At 68.1% G+C, this 18,380-nt stretch carries 16 protein-coding genes; 9 read left to right on the forward strand and 7 right to left on the reverse strand.

Translation table 11 applies throughout. The features are described from left to right. Positions 1–25: 25 nt before the first annotated feature. Both serA and ACDP63_RS11570 read right to left on the reverse strand, forming a co-directional pair. The gene (serA, locus tag ACDP63_RS11565) at positions 26–1,615 is read right to left on the reverse strand and encodes a phosphoglycerate dehydrogenase (RefSeq protein WP_024844100.1); all 1,590 of its coding nucleotides are present in this window, start codon (positions 1,613–1,615) and stop codon (positions 26–28) included. Positions 1,616–1,726: 111 nt separating this feature from the next. Continuing rightward, positions 1,727–2,881, reverse strand: coding sequence for a phosphoserine transaminase (locus ACDP63_RS11570; protein WP_024844099.1), 1,155 nt, complete (start codon positions 2,879–2,881; stop codon positions 1,727–1,729). Positions 2,882–3,073: 192 nt separating this feature from the next. Between ACDP63_RS11570 and serB the strand changes: the two genes are divergently transcribed. The 3 genes from serB (at position 3,074) to ACDP63_RS11585 (ending at position 6,263) form a co-directional block, all read left to right on the forward strand. After that, complete coding sequence (gene serB / locus ACDP63_RS11575; protein ID WP_024844098.1) at positions 3,074–3,949, forward strand: phosphoserine phosphatase SerB; 876 nt, start codon at positions 3,074–3,076, stop codon at positions 3,947–3,949. A gap of 94 nt (positions 3,950–4,043) precedes the next feature. Beyond that, positions 4,044–4,736 carry a CDP-alcohol phosphatidyltransferase family protein gene (locus ACDP63_RS11580; RefSeq protein WP_028710167.1) on the forward strand — a complete coding sequence of 231 codons (693 nt, stop codon included), beginning with the start codon at positions 4,044–4,046 and terminating at the stop codon, positions 4,734–4,736. 57 nt (positions 4,737–4,793) lie between these two features. Further along, positions 4,794–6,263 carry an ABC transporter substrate-binding protein gene (locus ACDP63_RS11585; RefSeq protein ID WP_024844096.1) on the forward strand — a complete coding sequence of 490 codons (1,470 nt, stop codon included), beginning with the start codon at positions 4,794–4,796 and terminating at the stop codon, positions 6,261–6,263. Positions 6,264–6,335: 72 nt separating this feature from the next. On the opposite strand, the gene ACDP63_RS11590 is transcribed toward ACDP63_RS11585, so the two are convergent. The 3 genes from ACDP63_RS11590 to ACDP63_RS11600 all read right to left on the reverse strand — a co-directional run bounded on the left by ACDP63_RS11590 (position 6,336) and on the right by ACDP63_RS11600 (position 8,749). Next, a complete protein-coding gene (locus ACDP63_RS11590) occupies positions 6,336–7,136 on the reverse strand; it encodes a lytic transglycosylase domain-containing protein (protein WP_231486671.1) in 801 nt (266 codons plus the stop codon). 188 nt (positions 7,137–7,324) lie between these two features. Beyond that, on the reverse strand, positions 7,325–7,873 hold the full coding sequence (locus ACDP63_RS11595; RefSeq protein ID WP_024844094.1) for a hypothetical protein: 549 nt from the start codon (positions 7,871–7,873) through the stop codon (positions 7,325–7,327). Positions 7,874–8,005: 132 nt separating this feature from the next. Further along, positions 8,006–8,749, reverse strand: a complete 744-nt coding sequence (locus ACDP63_RS11600) for a L,D-transpeptidase (RefSeq protein WP_024844093.1) — start codon at positions 8,747–8,749, stop codon at positions 8,006–8,008. Positions 8,750–9,058: 309 nt separating this feature from the next. Between ACDP63_RS11600 and ACDP63_RS11605 the strand changes: the two genes are divergently transcribed. Continuing rightward, complete coding sequence (locus ACDP63_RS11605) at positions 9,059–9,319, forward strand: GlsB/YeaQ/YmgE family stress response membrane protein (protein ID WP_024844092.1); 261 nt, start codon at positions 9,059–9,061, stop codon at positions 9,317–9,319. 66 nt (positions 9,320–9,385) lie between these two features. On the opposite strand, the gene ACDP63_RS11610 is transcribed toward ACDP63_RS11605, so the two are convergent. Then, a complete protein-coding gene (locus ACDP63_RS11610; RefSeq protein ID WP_024844091.1) occupies positions 9,386–10,687 on the reverse strand; it encodes a D-amino acid dehydrogenase in 1,302 nt (433 codons plus the stop codon). Between the two features lie 250 nt (positions 10,688–10,937). Between ACDP63_RS11610 and ACDP63_RS11615 the strand changes: the two genes are divergently transcribed. From ACDP63_RS11615 to ACDP63_RS11630, 4 genes are read left to right on the forward strand one after another with little or no spacing between them, the layout of a single operon-like run. After that, a complete protein-coding gene (locus tag ACDP63_RS11615) occupies positions 10,938–12,572 on the forward strand; it encodes an MFS transporter (protein WP_024844090.1) in 1,635 nt (544 codons plus the stop codon). A gap of 48 nt (positions 12,573–12,620) precedes the next feature. Beyond that, complete coding sequence (locus ACDP63_RS11620) at positions 12,621–13,559, forward strand: ABC transporter permease (RefSeq protein WP_024844089.1); 939 nt, start codon at positions 12,621–12,623, stop codon at positions 13,557–13,559. Continuing rightward, positions 13,556–14,368 carry an ABC transporter permease gene (locus ACDP63_RS11625; protein ID WP_024844088.1) on the forward strand — a complete coding sequence of 271 codons (813 nt, stop codon included), beginning with the start codon at positions 13,556–13,558 and terminating at the stop codon, positions 14,366–14,368. Before ACDP63_RS11620 ends, ACDP63_RS11625 begins: the two co-directional genes overlap by 4 nt. Continuing rightward, positions 14,365–15,987, forward strand: coding sequence for an ABC transporter ATP-binding protein (locus ACDP63_RS11630; protein ID WP_409928083.1), 1,623 nt, complete (start codon positions 14,365–14,367; stop codon positions 15,985–15,987). The genes ACDP63_RS11625 and ACDP63_RS11630 overlap by 4 nt, the downstream gene beginning before the upstream one ends. Positions 15,988–16,378: 391 nt before the next feature. On the opposite strand, the gene ACDP63_RS11635 is transcribed toward ACDP63_RS11630, so the two are convergent. Continuing rightward, positions 16,379–17,335, reverse strand: a complete 957-nt coding sequence (locus ACDP63_RS11635) for an L-malyl-CoA/beta-methylmalyl-CoA lyase (protein ID WP_024844086.1) — start codon at positions 17,333–17,335, stop codon at positions 16,379–16,381. A gap of 166 nt (positions 17,336–17,501) precedes the next feature. On the opposite strand from ACDP63_RS11635, the gene ACDP63_RS11640 reads away from it, so the two are divergent. Next, on the forward strand, positions 17,502–18,362 hold the full coding sequence (locus ACDP63_RS11640) for a D-amino-acid transaminase (protein ID WP_024844085.1): 861 nt from the start codon (positions 17,502–17,504) through the stop codon (positions 18,360–18,362). Positions 18,363–18,380 lie beyond the last annotated feature (18 nt).

Below are 18,380 nucleotides of genomic sequence, written 5' to 3' on the forward strand. Positions count from 1 at the left end.
AACCTAATCCGGGGGCTTGCCAGGTTCAAACCTCGAATTGCAGCGGTCGCACCTGCAGGAACTTGCCGGTGGCGCGCAGGGCCTCCAGCGCCTCGGGCTTCAGCGGCTCATCGAGATAGAGGATGGCGATGGCATCGTCCCCGGTCTTGGTGCGGCCAAGGGTGAAGTTCGCGATGTTCACGCCCAGATCGCCCAGCGTCATGCCCAGCGCGCCGATGACGCCCGGCACGTCGCGGTTGCGGGTATAAAGCATGTGCTCGCCGATCTCGGCATCGACATTGATGCCGCGGATCTGGATGAAGCGCGGCTTGCCGTCGCTGAACACGGTGCCGGCGATGGACCGCTCGCGGGTGTCGGTGACCACGGTGGCCTTGATATAGCCGTCGAAGACGCCCGACTTGCCCTGCGTCGTGGTCGCCACCTGCACGCCGCGCTCGGCCGCCATGACCGGGGCCGAGACCATGTTCACGTCCGGGTTCGTCGCCTGCATCACCCCGGCGATCACCGCGGCGTTCAGCGCCTTGAGGTTCATCTCGGAGGCGACGCCGTCGTAAAGCACGTTGATCGCCTGGATCGGCTCGTCGGTCATCTGGCCGATGAAGGCGCCCAGATGCCCGGCCAGCTTCAGCCAGGGCCCCATCACCGCCGCCTCCTCGGCGGTGACCGAGGGCATGTTCAGCGCATTCTGCACCGCGCCGGTCAGCAGGTAATCCGACATCTGCTCGGCCACCTGCAGGGCGACATTCTCCTGCGCCTCGGTGGTCGAGGCGCCCAGATGCGGCGTCACCACCACATTGGGCAGGCCGAACAGCGGGCTCTCGGTCGCGGGCTCGGTGGCGAAGACGTCCAGCGCCGCGCCGGCGACATGGCCCGATTTCAGCAGCTCGGCCAGCGCCGCCTCGTCGATCAACCCGCCGCGGGCGGCATTGACGATGCGCACACCCTGCTTGGTCTTTTCCAGGTTCTCGCGCGACAGGATGTTCCTGGTCTTCTCGGTCAGCGGCACATGCAGGGTGATGAAATCGGCCTTTGCCAGCAACTCGTCCAGCTCGACCTTCTTCACGCCCAGTTCCTTGGCCCGCTCCTCGGACAGGAAGGGGTCATAGGCCAGCACCTTCATCTTCAGCCCCAGCGCCCGGTCGATGACGATCGAGCCGATATTGCCCGCCCCGATGACGCCCAGCACCTTGTTGAAGACCTCGACCCCCATGAAGCGGTTCTTCTCCCACTTGCCCTCATGGGTCGAGACGCTGGCCTCGGGCAATTGCCGCGCCACGGCGAACATCAGCGCGATGGCATGCTCGGCCGTCGTGACCGAGTTCCCGAAGGGCGTGTTCATCACGATCACGCCCTTCTTCGAGGCCGCCGGAATATCGACATTGTCGACCCCGATCCCGGCGCGGCCGATCACCTTCAGCTTGGTGGCGCTCTCCAAGAGCTTCGCCGTCACCTTGGTGGCCGAGCGGATCGCGAGCCCGTCATACTGACCGATGATCTCGGCAAGCTTTTCCTTGTCCTTGCCGACATCCGGCAGGTAATCCACCTCGACGCCGCGGTCGCGAAAGATCTGGACGGCGGTTTCCGACAGCTTGTCCGAAACAAGAACCTTGGGCATTTCTCTATCCTCTGGATATGCAGGGGCCGGCAGCGCACCGCACGCGCTGCAACTCGGCTTCTTTCTTGTCAAAATATCCCGGGGTCCGGGGCAGAGCCCCGGTCCGGCAGATCAAGCCTCGACGGCCTGCGCCTCGATCTCGGCCTCGAAGGCATATTCGATCCAGGGCATCAGCGCCGCGACATCACCGGTCTCGACGGTCGAACCGCACCAGATCCGCAGGCCGGGGGGCGCGTCGCGATAGGCGCCGGCATCCAGCGCCACGCCTTCCTTCTCCAGCCGCTTGGCGACGGCCTTGGCGAAGGCGGCGCCGTCCTTGATACGCGGATCGGTGAATTTCAGGCAGACCGAGGTGGTCGAGGCCGTGGCCGGATCCTCGGCCAGGTCGGCGATCCAATCCTTGCCGGCAATGAAGTCGCGCACGGCCTTGGCATTGGCCTCGGCGCGGGCGACCAGCGCCTTGCGGCCGCCGATGGATTGCGCCCATTTCAGCGCCACCAGGTAATCCTCGACGCAAAGCATCGAGGGCGTGTTGATGGTCTCGCCCTTGAAGATGCCCTCGATCAGCTTGCCGCCCTTGGTCATGCGGAAGATCTTCGGCAGCGGCCAGGCGGGGGTATGGCTTTCCAGCCGCTCGACGGCGCGCGGGCTCAGGATCAGCACGCCATGCGCACCCTCGCCGCCCAGCACCTTCTGCCAGCTGAAGGTCACCACATCCAGCTTGTCGAAAGGCAGGTCCATCGCGAAGGCGGCCGAGGTGGCGTCGCAGATGGTCAGCCCGGCGCGGTCCGCGGGGATCGCATCGCCGTTCGGCACCCGCACGCCCGAGGTGGTGCCGTTCCAGGTAAAGACCACGTCATTGTCGAAATCGACCTCGGCGAAGTCCACGATCTTGCCGTAATCGGCCTTGCGGACCACCGCATCCAGCTTGAGTTGCTTGACGACATCGGTGACCCAGCCCTCGCCGAAGCTTTCCCAGGCCAGCATCTCGACCTTGCGCGCGCCCAGCAGCGACCACAGCGCCATCTCGACGGCGCCGGTGTCCGAGGCAGGAACGATGCCGATGCGGTAATCCGCCGGCACGCCCAGCACCTCGCGGGTCAGGTCGATGGCCTCGGCCAGCTTGGCCTTGCCCACGGCGGCACGATGCGAACGGCCCAGCGGCGCGTCGGCAAGCATGTCCAGCGAGAAATGGGGGATCTTGGCGCAGGGGCCCGAGGAAAAGCGCGGATTGGCCGGCCGCGCGGCCGGAGCAGTCTTGCCCATGATGTTAGCCTTCCAGCTATAAGCGCCGCGTTGGGGCGGCGTGTCCCGCGGATGGGCTTAGCGCCGCCGAAGGATTCCCGCAAGAAAAAACTGCAAGCCCCGCATGCGACAGTTTTTCGGCATGAATCCGACTGATTGATCCCCCGCACCGCTTTGGCTAGTGCTGCGGAAACAACCGCCAAGGGGGCCAGCATGTTCACCGTCACCATCCTTGCCGCGCCCAGCCGCGCGGACCTGCCCGCCGCGCTGGTCGACGAGCTCCGCGGCGCCTGGGATGGCGGGCATGTCATCTGGCTGGCCCAGGGCATCGCCGCCGAATTTCCCCTCGCCGCCGAGCCGGCGGATTTCTGGCAAATCTGGGAACGGCTCCAGGCCGAGGGCTTCGACCTGGCGATCCAGCCCACCCGCGGCCGCCGCAAGGCGGTGCTGCTTGCCGACATGGATTCGACCATGATCCAGCAGGAATGCATCGACGAGCTGGCGGATGTCGCCGGCGTGGGCGAGCGCGTGGCCGAGATCACCGCCCGCGCCATGAACGGAGAGCTGAACTTCCACGAGGCCCTGCTGGCCCGCGTCGGCCTGCTGGCCGGCCTGCGCGAATCGGCCATCGCCGAGGTTCTGGACAATCGCATCACGCTGGCCCCCGGCGGCCGGCAGCTGGTGGCGACCATGCATGCGCAGGGCGCCTATGCCGCGCTGGTCTCGGGCGGGTTCACCGATTTCACCGGCCCGGTCGCCCGCGCCCTCGGCTTCGACGAACATCGCGCCAACACGCTGCTGGCCGAGGAAGGCGTGCTGACCGGCCATGTCGCCCTGCCGATCCTGGGCCGCGAGGCCAAGGTCGAGGCGCTGCGCGACATCACCGCCGCCCGCGGCCTGACCCCCGCCGAGGTGCTGGCGGTGGGCGACGGCGCCAATGACCTCGACATGCTCAAGCTGGCCGGCATGGGCGTGGCGCTGCATGCCAAGCCGGTGGTCGCGGCCCAGGTCGGCTTGCGAATCAACCACGGCGACCTGACCGCGCTGCTTTACCTGCAAGGCTACGCGGCCGAGGAATTTGCCGGATAGGTCGGCCGAGATCGCTGCATCACCCCACGGCAAAGCGCGGGGCGCAACCCGGCGCGAACTTGCGGTCATGACCGTTCGGTGACAGAAGCAGGGGATGAATCCACGCCTCAAAGCCCTTGCCGTCCACCTGCTGACCGCGACCGGAGCGGTCCTGTCCATGCTTGCCCTGCTGGCCGCCGTCCGGGGCGAGTGGTCGCAGATGTTCTTCTGGCTGGTCGTCGCGCTGATCGTGGACGGCGTCGACGGCCCCCTGGCGCGGCGCTATCACGTCAAGACCAACTGGCCGACCTATGACGGCGTGTTGATGGACCTGATCATCGACTACCTGACCTATGTCTTCATCCCCGCCTATGCGCTGTTCATGTCGGGGCTCTTGCCCGGCTGGACCGGCTGGATCGCGATCATCGCCATCACCTATGGCAGCGTGATCTATTTCGCCGACACCCGGATGAAGACCCGCGACAATTCCTTTGCCGGCTTCCCGGCCTGCTGGAACATGGTGGTGCTGGTGCTGTTCGCCATCAAGCCGGATTTCTGGCTGACGCTGGCCGTGGTGGTGGCGCTGGCCATCGCCATGTTCACCAATCTCAAGTTCATCCACCCGGTCAGGACCGAACGCTGGCGGCTGGTCTCGCTGCCCGTGACCGCGGCCTGGGTGGGATTCTCGGTCTGGGCGGTGCTGGTGGATTTCCACCCCGAAAGCTTTGCCCGCTGGGGGCTGCTGCTCAGTTCGCTCTGGCTGATGTTCGCGGGGCTCGCCCAGCAATTGACCGAGCGGCGGGCTTGATCGCCGGGCGTTTTGCCGGGAAGCTGCGCCCAGGGATCAGCCCAAAGGGGGACAGGGATGTTCGCGAAACTCATGCAGGCCGCCGCCGCGGCGGCTGTTCTGGCCACGCCGGCGCTGGCGGCCCAGGATCGGATCACGCTGGCCATGGTGCTGGAGCCGCCGAACCTGGACCCGACCGGGGGCGCCGCCGCCGCCATCGACGAGGTGGTCTATGCCAATGTCTTCGAGGGCCTGACCCGCGTCGCGCCCGACGGCAGCGTCAAGCCCGGCCTGGCCGAAAGCTGGGACAGCGCCGACGGCCAGACCTATACCTTCCACCTGCGCCCCGGCGTGACCTTCCACGACGGCAGCGTTTTCGATGCGCAGGACGTGGTCTTCTCGCTCGACCGCGCCCGCGCGCCCGACAGCACCAATGCCCAGAAGGCCTTGTTCGCGGGCATCGAGACCGTCGAGGCGCTGGACCCGCTGACCGTCCGCGTCACGCTCAAGGCCCCGGACGGCGGCTTTCCCTTCAAGATGGCCTGGGGCGACGCGGTGATGGTGGACCCTACCAGCATCGGCGACATCGCCACGAAACCCGTCGGCACCGGCCCGTTCAGGTTCGGGGAATGGCGACAGGGCGACCATATCCGGCTCGACGCCTTCGACGGCTACTGGGGCGAGAAGCCGGCGCTGAAGACCGCCACCTTCCGCTTCATCGCCGATCCCAGCGCCGCCTTCGCGGCGATGATGGCGGGCGATATCGACGCCTTCCCGATCTATCCCGCCCCGGAAACCCTGGCGCAGCTGCAGGCCGATCCGCGCTTCAAGGTGCTGGTCGGCACCACCGAGGGCGAGACGATCCTGGCCATGAACCACAAGCACCCGGCGCTGGCCGACATCAAGGTGCGCAAGGCCATCGCCCATGCCATCGACCGCCAGGAAATCATCGACGGCGCCATGTTCGGCTATGGCACGCCGATCGGCACGCATTTCGCCCCCCACCATCCCGATTACGTCGACCTGGCCGGGAAATCGCAACACGATCCCGAACTGGCAAAGAACCTGCTGGCCGAGGCGGGGGGCGAGGGCCTGACCCTGCGCCTCGCCCTGCCGCCGACGCCCTATGCCCGCCGCGGCGGCGAGATCATCGCGGCCAAGCTGCGCGCCATAGGCATCCAGACGCAGATCACCAACATGGAATGGGCGCAATGGCTGGAACAGGTGTTCAAGAACGCCGATTACGACCTGACCGTCATCAGCCATGTCGAGCCCATGGACATCGGCATTTACGCCCGCAAGGACTATTACTTCAACTACCATAACCCCGCCTTCGACGAGACGATGGCGAAACTCGACGCCGCCACCGACCCGGCCGAACGCTCGGCGCTGCTGAAACGGGCGCAGGAGATCCTGGCCGACGACTATGCCAACGCCTTCCTGTTCCAGATGGCCAAGACCGGCGTCGCCAAGGCGGAAATCGAGGGGCTCTGGGAAAATACCCCCATGCCGGCGAACGACCTGACCCGGGTGCATTGGAAGGAATAGCCGCCCCTTCCTTGCGCGCCCGCCTTCTTCGTTCCCCAAATACCCATGAAACGCCGCCGCCCGTGCGGCGTTTCAGTTCTTCAGCACCAGGCAGCGCCCGCCCAGGCCGCGCAAGCGGTTGCAAAAGGCATACGCCTCGGACTTCGAGGAATAGCCGATCTGCGCGGTGAAAAGCTTTCTCGGCCCGCCCGAGATCTTGCGGTGCACGTAGCTCACGCGCTTGCCGCCCAGGATCGGCCGCAACTGCCGGTTCAGCCGCGCGACCTGCGCGCTGGCCCCCGCCTGGCTGGGATGGGTGGCGACGATGACGCCCCAGGGCCAGGGATGGTCGGGGGTCTGGAACTCGCGCAGCTTGCGCGCGCTGGCCAGCTCGATGCAGGCCTCGCGAAAGGGCCGCTCCTTGTCCAGTCGCACGTCCAGCCGCTGGGGCGGATCGTCGCGCCAGATCCAGGCGGTCTGGCCGGTGATCGCCTGGACATAATCCTGCGTCTCCCAGGGCAGGCCGCCGCCCTGGGAGACGAAGCGCGCGGCGCGGTTCTCGCCGCCGTTATAGGCCACCGCGGCCAGGCCGACATTGCCGAAGCTCGCAGTCAGCGCCGCCAGGTAGCGCGCCGAGGCCTCGATGGCCTTGGCCGGGTTGAAGGGATCGTCCAGCCCGACCATCTCGGCGGTGCCGGGCATGAATTGCGCGATGCCCATAGCGCCGACCGGGCTGATCGCGCCCGGCTCGAACAGGCTTTCCTTCCACAGGAGCCGGGCGAAGAAATGCGGGTCGAGCCCGTTCTTCCCCGCCGTCCGCTCGATGGCAGAGCAGACATCGGGCACATAGCTGGCAACGGAAATGCAAAATGCCCCGTCATCCGTGCAGCGCATCCGGTCCGCGGGCGGCGGCGGACCGTGGAACGCGTCCTCCGCCGCCCGGACGGAAGCCGGCGCGGCAAGGCAAGCGGCGGATACGGCGGCGACAAGGGCCAGAACCGGAGGGCGCATGGTGAACCCGGATGGAATGGTCGGATCTCCAATAGCAGGCAAGGCGCGGCTTGGAAACCGCGCCTGCAATCTCACCGGGCTTTTCCGGCCTTGCCGCCCTTGCCCTTGCCGCCCTGACCGGCGGCCTTTCCCGCCCGGTCGGCTTCGGCCTTGGCCGATTTGCGCGCGGCGCGGGCGGCCTCTTTCTCGGCCGCCTTGGCCGCCTGTTTCGCGGCCTTGCGCTCGGCCTTCTCGGCCTCCTTCACCCGCTTGCGTTCGGCCCTCTCGGCCTCCTTGATGCGCTTCCTCTCGGCCTTGTCGGGCAGCGGCCGCACCGGGCGCGGGGGCTTGGACGGCGCCGTAGAGGCAGGCTCCGGGGCGGCAGGCTCGGCAGTCACATCCGCGGCCGGCCCGGCCTGTTCGGCGCGGCGGCGCTTTTCGGCGGCGGCACGGCGCATGGCCTGGGCCAGCGCCTTTCGCACCGCCTCGTCCTGTTCGCTTGCCTTCATGGCGCGCAAGTCGCGCTGCAAGGCGGCCAGCGCGGACAGGTCCAGCAGGCGCAGCGCCGCGGTCTGGGTCTGCTCGGCAATCGCATCCAGGTCGCGCGAGGCGGAGGCGGTCGGATCGGCGGGCCTGGCCATGGGCTCTCTCCTTTCAGGCGGGGCGGATCAGGGCGGAATCTGCCACGTCGGGCTGGTCCTGGCCAGAAAAAGAATGCCCCGGCCTTGGACGGGCCGGGGCGGGACAGGGATCGGGACCGGCAAACGCGGCTGTTATTGCGCGGCCCGGACCTCGGCGGTCTGCACCTCGCCTGCCGGGGCCAGGTAGCCGTTGGGCAGCTCGACCAGCGGCCCTTCCAGCGCCAGACTTTCGGCGCGGGTGCGGACCTTGACCGCGGTGCCGCGGGGGATCTCGTTGAACAGGTCCATGATGTCCTGGTTGAACAGGCGGATGCAGCCGGCCGAAGTGGCCTTGCCGATCGAGGACGGGTCCATCGTGCCATGGATGCGATACATGGTGTCGCGGCCGCCCTTGTAGAGATAGAGCGCGCGCGAGCCCAGCGGGTTGTCCACCCCGCCGGCCAGCCCGTGCCGGAGCGGGCCGTAAAGCTCGGGCTGGGTGCGGACCATGTTGGCGGTGGGGGTCCAGCTGGGCCAGGCATGCTTGCGGCCGATGGTCGCGCTGCCCTGGAAATTCTTGCCCGCCTGGCCGACCGCGACGCCATAGCGCATGGCCTCGCCATTGCCCAGCACATGATAAAGGAAGCGCGCATAGGGATCGACGACGATGGTGCCGGCGGCCTCGGGGCCGTTATAGGGCACGCGCTGGCGGCGGTTGCGCTCGGTCAGATAGGCGGGGCGGACGGCGTTGATCTCGATCGGTTCGCCGTTGGGGCCGGTATCGGTCCGTGCGCCATAGACGCCGTGATCGGGCGGCGGTTCGGCCGGGGTTTCGGCGGCAGGCGCACAGGCGGCAAGGCCAAGGCCCACCACCAGCAAAAGCGGAGCAAGGCGCATCGTTTTTCCCTTCGTAGCGCACCGCGCCCGGGGACGCGGCCGTGGCAGCTGTGAGATTGCGTCGGATGACGCGCCCGACCCGAGCAGAGGGCGGGCAAGAGTTGCAACCCCCTATCAGCCCTTCCGGTTCTGCGCCGTCAAGCCTTGGACCCGGCGGATATGCGCAATCGTTACCGAACTGTTGCCCAAACGCGCGGTTTTCCGCGCTTGCAGGGCCGAATCCGCAGGTTTCGGAACCGCAGCGGGGCCGGGGGCGTTGGCTTGACGGATCGGCCAAGCGCCGCAAACCCGCAAGGAAAGGACGCTTTCATGACCCTGACCGCCTTGCTTATCACCCTCATCATCGGCGCGATCGCCGGCTGGCTGGCCGGGCTGATCGTCAAGGGCCACGGCGAGGGGCTGCTGATGAACATCGTCATCGGCATCCTGGGCGCCGTGATCGCCGGCTGGCTGTTCCCGATGCTCGGCCTGGGCATGAGCGCCTCGGCCCCGATCCTCGGCACGATCATCTTCGCCACCCTGGGCGCGGTGATCCTGCTGGTGGTGCTGCGCCTCGTCAAGCGGGCCTGACACCGCGCCGGACGGCAAGAAAGGGGGCCTTTGGAAGGCCCCCTTTTTCCATGCTTGCCACGATTTTCAGGCGCGGGCGGGTTGCAGCGCCGGCCGGCCGGCGGCCTTGGCGCCGCGCAGATAGCGGGCATAGCCCAGATCCTCGGCCGCGATGTCGGGCTTGCGCCCCGAGATCAGGTCGGCCAGCAGCCGCCCCGAGCCCGCCGACATGGTCCAGCCCAGCGTGCCATGTCCGGTGTTCAGGTAAAGGTTCGGGATCGGCGTCGCGCCGACGATGGGCGTGCCGTCAGGCGTCATCGGGCGCAGCCCGGTCCAGAACAGCGCCTTGTCCGCATCGCCCGCACCGCCGAACAGCTCGCCCACCGATTTCGCCAGCGTTTCCTTGCGCCGCGGGTTCAGGCTCAGGTCGTAGCCGGCGATCTCGGCCAGGCCGCCGACGCGGATGCGCTCGCCCAGGCGGGTGATCGCGACCTTATAGGTCTCGTCCATCACCGTCGAGACCGGGGCGCGGCTTTCGTCCTGGATGTCGATGGTCAGCGAATAGCCCTTGAGCGGATAGACCGGCAGCTTCAGCCCCAGATGCCGCACCATGCGCGGCGAATAGGAGCCCAGCGCCAGCACATAGCGATCCGCGGTCAGCCGGCCCTGGTCGGTGCGCACGGCGCTGATGCGGCCGCCCTCGGCCTCCAGCGCCTCGATGCCGACGCCCCAGCGGAAGGTGACGCCCGCCGCCGCCGCCATCTCGGCCAGGCGGTTGGTGAAAAGGAAGCAATCGCCGGTCTCGTCGCCCGGCAGGCGCAGCCCGCCGACGATCCGCTCGGCCGAACCGGCCAGCCCCGGCTCGGCGGCGACGCAGCCGTCGCGGTCCAGAACCTCGAAGGGCACGCCATCGGCGCGCAGCACCTCGATGTCCTTGCCGGCGGCGTCCAGCTGCTGCTGCTTGCGGAACACCTGCAGGGTGCCCTGCGTGCGCTCGTCATAGCGGATGCCGGTTTCGGCGCGCAGCTCGCCCAGGCAGTCGCGGCTGTATTCGGCCAGCCGGACCATGCGGCTCTTGTTGACGGCATAGGCGGAGGAGGTGCAGTTCGCCAGCATCCGCGCCATCCAGGAGACACGCTGCCAGTCCAGCCGGGGCTGGACCACCAGCGGCGCATGGCGCTGGAACATCCATTTCAGCGCCTTCAGCGGCACGCCCGGCGCCGCCCAGGGCGAGGAATAGCCGGGCGAGATCTCGCCGGCATTGGCAAAGCTGGTTTCCAGCGCCGGGCCGTCCTGCCGGTCGATCACCGTGACCTCGTGCCCGGCCTTGGCCAGATACCAGGCCGAGGTGACGCCCAGGACACCGGCTCCAAGAATAATGATCTTCATCGTCGCGCACCCCCCAAATCCGAGTTGAGGGCAAGGATAGCAGCCGGTGCAGAAATGAAATCCCGATTCCGGCGAAAAATCGGCCAATCACGCCATATATTCTTCATGTTTATGTAATTTTGTCGAAGATTATTCGAATATATAGCGGTTTGGCGAAATAACAGAGCGGTGCGGCAAGAATCGGCCGGCCGGATTGCGGCCCGGCGGGGCTCTGCCTAAGCTTGCCGCATTGCCCCAGGTTTTCCGGATCATGCCAGCAACAGCCCGCAAAAGCCCCTTTGCCCCGTTCCGTCACCGCGATTTCCGGCTGCTGTGGTCGGCGACGCTGATCTCGAACTTCGGCGGGCTGGTGCAGGCGGTGGGCGCGGCCTGGATGATGACGCAGCTGACCGATTCGGCGACGCTGATCGCGCTGGTGCAGGCATCGAATACGCTGCCGATCATGCTGTTTGCGCTGCTTTCGGGGGCGCTGGCCGACATTTTCGACCGCCGCACGCTGCTTCTGGGGGCGCAGGTCTTCATGGCCTCGGTCTCGGTGCTGCTGGCGGTGCTGACCTGGCAGGGCTGGATGACGCCGCTGCTGCTCTTGTCGCTGACCTTCCTGATCGGGGTCGGGCAGGCGATCTACAACCCGCCCTGGCAGGCCAGCATGCAGGATCTGGTGCCGCGCGACGACCTGCCGGCGGCGGTGTCGCTGAACTCGGTCGGCTTCAACTTGATGCGCTCGGTCGGGCCGGCGGTGGGCGGGATCATCACCGCCGCCTTCGGCGCGGCGGCGGCCTTCGCGGTCAATGCGGCAAGCTATATCCCGCTGCTCGGCGCGCTGATGCGCTGGCATCCGGTGACGCCGCCGCGCATCACCACGCCCGAGCCCTTCGTCGCCGCCGTGGGCGCGGGGCTGCGCTATGTGGCGCTGTCGCCGAACCTGATGCGGGTGCTGTCGCGCGGGGCGCTGTTCGGCTTTTCGGCCATCGTGGTCATGGCGCTGTTGCCGCTGGTGGCCAAGCAGAACCCCGCGGGCGGCTCGCTGCTGTTCGGCCTGCTCTTGGGTTGCTTCGGCCTGGGCGCCATCGCCGGGGCGCTGATCAACCCGCATGTGCGCGAGCGGCTGGATAACGAGAACGTGGTCCGCGTCGCCTTTGCCGCCTTCGGCGCCTCGGCGCTGCTGCTGGCGCTGACCGAAAGCACCTGGCTGCACGCGCTGGCCATGCTGCCCGCCGGGGCCAGCTGGGTGCTGGCGCTGTCGCTGTTCAACGTCACCGTACAGCTTTCGACGCCGCGCTGGGTGGTGGCCCGCGCGCTGGCGCTTTACCAGACCGCGGTCTTCGGCGGCATGGCGGCGGGGGCGTGGACCTGGGGCTCGGTTGCCAACAATTACGACGTGGAGACGGCGCTGATCGCCGCCTCGGCGCCGCTGTTCCTGGGCGCGGTGCTGGGCCATTGGCTGCGCATCCCGGAATTCGGCACGCTGGACCTGGACCCGGTGAACCGCTTTCGCGAACCGGAACTGGCGCTGGACCTGCGCGGCCGCTCGGGCCCGATCATGGTGATGATCGACTACGAGATCGACCAGCTCGACGTGCCCGAGTTCCTGCGGCTGATGGCCTTGCGCCGCAACATCCGCCGCCGCGACGGCGCGCGCAACTGGGCGCTCTTGCGCGACCTGGAACACCCCGAGCGCTGGACCGAAAGCTATCACATCGCCACCTGGGACGAATACGTGCGCCACAACCTGCGCCGCACCAAGGCCGATTTCCAGACCTACGAGGATCTGCACAAGCTGCATCGCGGCAAGGAGCCGCCCGTCGTCCACCGCATGATCGAGCGCCACACCGTCAGCCTGGACGACGACGTGCCGCTGATCGGCAAGCTGGAGGTGCCCTGAGCGCAAAGGCCGCTTTACCGCGCCCCGGCGCCGCACTAGCGTTTCCCCATGTTGCGCTATGTGACCCGCCGCCTGATCTCGCTTGGCCTGAGCCTGCTCGTGGCCTCGGCGCTGATCTTTTCGGTGGTCGAGCTGGTGCCGGGCGATCCGGCCAGCTTCATGCTGGGCACCGGCGCCCAGCCCGAGACGGTGGCGGCGCTGCGCCAGCAGATGGGCCTGGATCTGCCCTTGCCGCTGCGCTACCTGCACTGGCTGGGCGGGGTGCTGACGGGCGATCTGGGCCACAGCTTCACCTACAAGACGCCGGTGGCCGGGATGATCCTCGACCGGATGCAGGTCTCGCTGCCGCTGGCGCTGCTGGCGCTGGCGCTGGCGGCGCTGATCGCCCTGCCCATCGGCATGTTCGCCGCTGCAAGGCGCGGCCGGGCGGGCGACACGGCGGTCATGGCGGCGACGCAGGTCGGCATCGCGCTGCCGAATTTCTGGTTCGCCATGCTGCTGGTGCTGCTGTTCGCGGTCAGGCTGCGATGGCTGCCCGCCGGCGGCTTTCCCGGCTGGGACCATCCCGCCGCGGCGCTGAAATCGCTGCTGCTGCCCGCCATCGCGCTGGCCCTGCCGCAAGCGGCGATCCTGGCGCGCGTGCTGCGCTCGGCCCTGGTCGAGACGCTGGGCCAGGACTACATCCGCACCGCCCGCGCCAAGGGGCTGAGCGCCGGGCAGGCATTGTCGCGCCATGCGCTGCGCAATGCGCTGATCCCGGTGCTGACCATCCTGGGCATGCAGTTTTCCTTTCTGCTGGCAGGCGCGATCATCATCGAGAATGTCTTCTACCTGCCGGGCCTTGGCCGGCTGATCTTCCAGGCCATCACCCAGCGCGACCTGATCGTGGTGCAGGGCGCGGTGCTGGTGCTGGTCGCGGCGGTGATCCTGGTCACCTTCCTGGTGGACCTGTCCTATGCGCTGGTCGACCCGAGGCTGCGGCGATGAGGTGGTCGCTGATCCTGGGCGCGCTGCTTTCCGGGCTGGCGCTGGTCGCGGCGCTGGTCTCGTTCCTCTGGACGCCGGCGGACGTGACGCAGCTTGCCATCGCGCAGAAGCTGCTGCCGCCCTCGGGCCAACATTGGCTGGGCACCGACCATTTCGGCCGCGACATGCTGTCGATGATCATGGTCGGCGCGCGCACCTCGATCGCGGTGGCGCTGGTGGCGGTAGGGATCGGCATGGGCCTGGGCGTGCCGCTGGGTCTGCTGGCCGCGGCACGCAGCGGCGGCTGGATCGACGAGGCGGTCATGCGCGGCAACGACCTGGTCTTTGCCTTCCCGAGCCTGGTCATCGCCATCCTGATCACCGCGGCGCTGGGGCCTTCGGCGCTGAACGCGATCATCGCCATCGGCATCTTCAACATCCCGGTCTTTGCCCGCGTCACCCGCGGCGCGGCGCTGCCGATCTGGACGCTGGACTATATTCGCGCCGCGCAGGTCGCGGGCAAGGGCGCAAGCCGGATCAGCGTCCAGCACATCCTGCCCAATATCGCCAACCTGCTGATCGTGCAGGGCACCATCCAGTTCAGCCTGGGCATCCTGGCCGAGGCGGGCCTTTCCTATGTCGGCCTTGGCGCGCAGCCACCCACGCCCAGCTGGGGCCGGATGCTGGCCGAGGCGCAGACCATGGTGGCGCTGGCCCCGCATGTCGCCATCATCCCCGGCCTTGCCATCGTCGTCACCGTGCTGGGGCTGAACCTCTTGGGCGACGGCTTGCGCGACGCGCTGGACCCCAGATTGCGCAGGTCGCCATGATCCAGACCAGCCGCCTTTCGGTCGAGATCGGTGCGCATGAGATCCTGCGCGGCCTCGACCTGCAACTGCCGCCCGGCCGGATCACCGGGCTGGTCGGCGAAAGCGGCTCGGGCAAGTCCATGGCGGCGCTGGCGATCATGGGCCTGCTGCCCGAGGGCATGCGGGCCGAGGGCCGGGTGGATCTGGACGGCCGCAACCTGCTGGACCTGCCCGAGCGCGAGCTGTGCCGCATCCGCGGCAAGCGCATCGGCATGATCTTCCAGGAGCCGATGACGGCGCTGAACCCGCTGATGACCATCGGCGACCAGGTGGCCGAGGTGCTGCGCATCCACCAGGGCCTGGACCGCAAGACGGCGCTGGAGCGTGCCCGCGACCGGCTGGACCGCGTCGGCCTGGCCGCGCCGCGCTTTCCGCTGACGCTTTACCCGCACGAGCTGTCGGGCGGCCAGCGCCAGCGCGTCGCCATCGCGCTGGCCATCGCGCTGCGCCCCGACCTGCTGATCGCCGACGAGCCGACGACGGCGCTGGACGTGACCACGCAGGCCCGCATCCTCGACCTGCTCAAGGGGCTGGTCCGGGACGAGGGGATGGCGCTGCTGCTGATCACCCACGACCTTGCGGTGGTCGCGGGCATCGCCGACCGCGTGACGGTCATGCAGCAGGGCCGGATCGTCGAGGAAGGCCCGACCGAGACGGTGTTTCGCGAGCAGGCCCACCCCTATACCCGCGCGCTGTTCGCCGCCTCGACCCATCAGCCGCGTCTGGTGCTGCCCGCGGCGCAGCCGCGGCCGCTCTTGCAGGTCGAGGGGGCGGCGCGCGCATATCCCCTGCCCCGCCGCGGCCTGGCCGCGCCGCGCGAAACCCTGCGGGCGGTGGACGGGGTCAGTTTCCGCATCGACGCCGGGGAATCGGTCGGGCTGGTCGGCGAATCCGGCTGCGGGAAATCCACGCTGACGCGGGCCATCCTGGGGCTCGACCCGCTGCAGGGCGGCCGCATCCTGCTGGACGGGCAGGAAATCCGCACCGGCCGCGCCATGGCCCCGGAGCTGCGCGCCCGGATGCAGGCGGTGTTCCAGGATCCCTTCGGCAGCTTCGATCCGCGCTGGCGGGTCGAGCAGCTGGTGGCCGAGCCCTTTCACCTGACCGGCCTGCCCCGCGACTGGCGCGAACAGGTGGCCGAGGCGCTTTACGAGGTCGGCATCGCCGGAGACGCCATGCGCCGGCATATCCACGAATTTTCCGGCGGCCAGCGCCAGCGCATCGCCATCGCCCGCGCATTGATCATCAGGCCGCGGCTGATCGTGCTGGACGAGGCGGTCAGCGCGCTGGACGTGCGGGTGCGGGCGCAGGTGCTGGACCTGCTGGCGCGGCTGCGGGTCAGCCACGGCCTGTCCTACCTGTTCATCAGCCACGACCTGTCGGTGGTGCGCCGGATCACCGACCGGGTGCTGGTGATGGAAAAGGGCCGCATCGTCGAGGCCGGCCCGACCCACCAGGTGCTCGGGCAGCCGCAGCATCCCTATACGCAAAGCCTGCTGGCCGCGACGCCGCGCATTCCGGCCGCGTGGCAGGCTCACGTTCCGGTCGACGGCCTTGCGCTTGCGCCGCCGGCTCCGTAGCTGCTGCGGGCTTGCTCCCGGCAAAGGCCCCGCCGCCGGCCGCGGGAATCGCCCGGCTTCCACAGGTAAGCCCGCCTTCTGTCCCTGGTGGGCGGCAGCCTTCCGACCAGGCCCGAATCACCGCTTCCCGACCTGCCCCCGACCCGGCCCGGCACAACCGCACGCCCGATCCCGTGGCAACCGCGCCCGGCCAGGGATGGCGCCCAAGCCTGAACCCCGGCCAACCCGCGCGGAACGCAGTGACGACGACATTGGATTTCCATGACAATCCGCGAAGGATCAGGCGAGCGGCCCGAATGACAACAGGCCCCGCGCAGCCGCAGGGCCTGTTGCTCCTCCCCTGTCATGGCGGCCAGCCTCCCCGCGTAGCCGCCCAGGTATCCCTTGCCGATCAGGCGTCGATCAATTCTGCCTGACGCACGATCACTTGTGCCTGACGGATGGACGCGATGTCAACCAGTCTACCCTTGTATACCGTCGCGCCGGCGCCGGTCCGCTTGGCCTCCTCCATCGCGGCCAGGATCTCGCGCGCCTCGGTCACCGCCTTTTCGCTGGGCGAGAACACCTCGTTGGCCAGCGCCACCTGCTTGGGATGGATCGCCCATTTCCCGACCATGCCCAGCGTGGCCGAGCGGCGGGCCTGCGCCCGGAAGCCCTCGTCATCGCTGAAATCGCCGAAGGGGCCGTCCACCGGCAGCACGCCATGGGTGCGGCAGGCGGCGACGATGGCGGTCTGCGCCCAATGCCAGGGGTCGGACCAGTATTTCGCCCCCTCGTGCAGCATGTAGTAGTTTTCCTGGGTGCCGCCGATGCCGGTGGTGGCCATGCCCATGCTGGCGGCGAAATCCGCCGCGCCCAGGCTCATCGCCTGCAGGCGGGGCGAGGATGCCGCGATCTCCTCGACATGGGCGATGCCGGCAGCGGATTCGATGATGACCTCCAGCCCGATGCGCTTTTGCCGGCCCTTGGCCGCCTCGATGGCGGTGACCAGCGCGTCCACGGCATAAATGTCGGCGGCATTGCCGACCTTGGGGATCATGATCAGGTCCAGCCGCTCGCCGGCCTGTTCCAGCAGGTCCACCACGTCGCGGTACCACCAGGGCGTGTCCAGCCCGTTGATGCGGACCGACAGGGTCTTGCTTCCCCAGTCGATGTCGCCGATGGCCTGGATCACGTTCCTGCGTGCCTGCGCCTTGTCGTCGGGCGCGACCGAATCCTCCAGGTCCAGGTTGATGACATCGGCGGCCGAACCGGCCATCTTTTCGAACAGCGCCTCGCGCGAACCGGGGCCGAAAAGCTGGCAGCGGTTCAGGCGGGCGGGCGCAGCGGGTTGCGTGCGGAAGGACATGGCTTGCCTTTCAAGTAAGGATGTTTCAAGCGGCGCTGCAAAACTGATAGATAATTGCTGCGACTGCATCAAGCTGATTTTGCATCTGCGAAAACCCGCGCATCTTGACGCCCTGCCGCTTTCGGCGCAGGACCGCGCTAGCAGGCCCTGGGACAGGAGAAACGACATGACCCGCACCGTCTATCTGAATGGCGACTATCTGCCGGAAGCCGAAGCCAAGGTGTCGATCTTCGACCGCGGCTTCGTGATGGGCGACGGCGTCTACGAGGTGACCAGCGTGCTGGATGGCAGGCTGCTGGACTTTGCCGGCCACATGCGGCGGCTGACCCGTTCGCTGGCCGAACTCGGCATGGGCAATCCGCTGACCGACGACGAATGGCTTCACGCGCATCGCCAGCTGGTGACGCTGAACGACGTGACCGAGGGCATGGTCTATCTGCAAGTGACCCGCGGCAATCCCGGCGACCGCGACTTCGCCTATCCGCCCGAGGATACGCCGCAGACCGTGGTCATGTTCACCCAGTCCAAGCCCGGCCTGGCCGACAATCCGCAGGCAAAGACCGGCATCCGGGTGATCTCGATCCCCGACCTGCGCTGGCACCGGCGCGACATCAAGACGGTGCAGCTGCTTTACCCCTCGATGGCCAAGATGGAGGCCAAGCATCGCGGCGTCGACGATGCCTGGTTCACCGAGGACGGCTTCGTGACCGAAGGCACCTCGAACAACACCTATATCGTCAAGGACGGCAGGATCGTGACCCGCCCGCTGTCCAACGACATCCTGCACGGCATCACCCGCGCCTCGCTCTTGCGCTATGCCGCCGAGGCGCAGATGCAGATCGAGGAACGCCCCTTCACCATCGCCGAGGCGCAGGCCGCGGACGAGGCCTTCCTCACCTCGGCCTCGGCCTTCGTGATGCCGGTGGTCGAGGTCGACGGCGTGGCGCTGGGCAGCGGCCGCCCCGGCCCGGTGGCGACCCGCCTGCGCGAAATCTATCTCGAGGAGTCGCGCAAGTCGGCTGTCTGACCGGCCCCCGCCTGCGCA

The sequence above is a fragment of the Paracoccus sp. P2 genome, assembly GCF_046335115.1.
Taxonomy (GTDB): Bacteria; Pseudomonadota; Alphaproteobacteria; order Rhodobacterales; family Rhodobacteraceae; genus Paracoccus; species Paracoccus pantotrophus.

Excerpts from the sequence above, each read along its gene's own strand:
- serA (WP_024844100.1), bottom strand. The coding sequence starts at position 1,615 with ATGCCCAAGGTTCTTGTTTCGGACAAGCTGTCGGAAACCGCCGTCCAG.
- ACDP63_RS11570 (WP_024844099.1), bottom strand. The coding sequence starts at position 2,881 with ATGGGCAAGACTGCTCCGGCCGCGCGGCCGGCCAATCCGCGCTTTTCC.
- serB (WP_024844098.1), top strand. The coding sequence starts at position 3,074 with ATGTTCACCGTCACCATCCTTGCCGCGCCCAGCCGCGCGGACCTGCCC.
- ACDP63_RS11580 (WP_028710167.1), top strand. The coding sequence starts at position 4,044 with ATGAATCCACGCCTCAAAGCCCTTGCCGTCCACCTGCTGACCGCGACC.
- ACDP63_RS11585 (WP_024844096.1), top strand. The coding sequence starts at position 4,794 with ATGTTCGCGAAACTCATGCAGGCCGCCGCCGCGGCGGCTGTTCTGGCC.
- ACDP63_RS11590 (WP_231486671.1), bottom strand. The coding sequence starts at position 7,136 with ATGCGCTGCACGGATGACGGGGCATTTTGCATTTCCGTTGCCAGCTAT.
- ACDP63_RS11595 (WP_024844094.1), bottom strand. The coding sequence starts at position 7,873 with ATGGCCAGGCCCGCCGATCCGACCGCCTCCGCCTCGCGCGACCTGGAT.
- ACDP63_RS11600 (WP_024844093.1), bottom strand. The coding sequence starts at position 8,749 with ATGCGCCTTGCTCCGCTTTTGCTGGTGGTGGGCCTTGGCCTTGCCGCC.
- ACDP63_RS11605 (WP_024844092.1), top strand. The coding sequence starts at position 9,059 with ATGACCCTGACCGCCTTGCTTATCACCCTCATCATCGGCGCGATCGCC.
- ACDP63_RS11610 (WP_024844091.1), bottom strand. The coding sequence starts at position 10,687 with ATGAAGATCATTATTCTTGGAGCCGGTGTCCTGGGCGTCACCTCGGCC.
- ACDP63_RS11615 (WP_024844090.1), top strand. The coding sequence starts at position 10,938 with ATGCCAGCAACAGCCCGCAAAAGCCCCTTTGCCCCGTTCCGTCACCGC.
- ACDP63_RS11620 (WP_024844089.1), top strand. The coding sequence starts at position 12,621 with ATGTTGCGCTATGTGACCCGCCGCCTGATCTCGCTTGGCCTGAGCCTG.
- ACDP63_RS11625 (WP_024844088.1), top strand. The coding sequence starts at position 13,556 with ATGAGGTGGTCGCTGATCCTGGGCGCGCTGCTTTCCGGGCTGGCGCTG.
- ACDP63_RS11630 (WP_409928083.1), top strand. The coding sequence starts at position 14,365 with ATGATCCAGACCAGCCGCCTTTCGGTCGAGATCGGTGCGCATGAGATC.
- ACDP63_RS11635 (WP_024844086.1), bottom strand. The coding sequence starts at position 17,335 with ATGTCCTTCCGCACGCAACCCGCTGCGCCCGCCCGCCTGAACCGCTGC.
- ACDP63_RS11640 (WP_024844085.1), top strand. The coding sequence starts at position 17,502 with ATGACCCGCACCGTCTATCTGAATGGCGACTATCTGCCGGAAGCCGAA.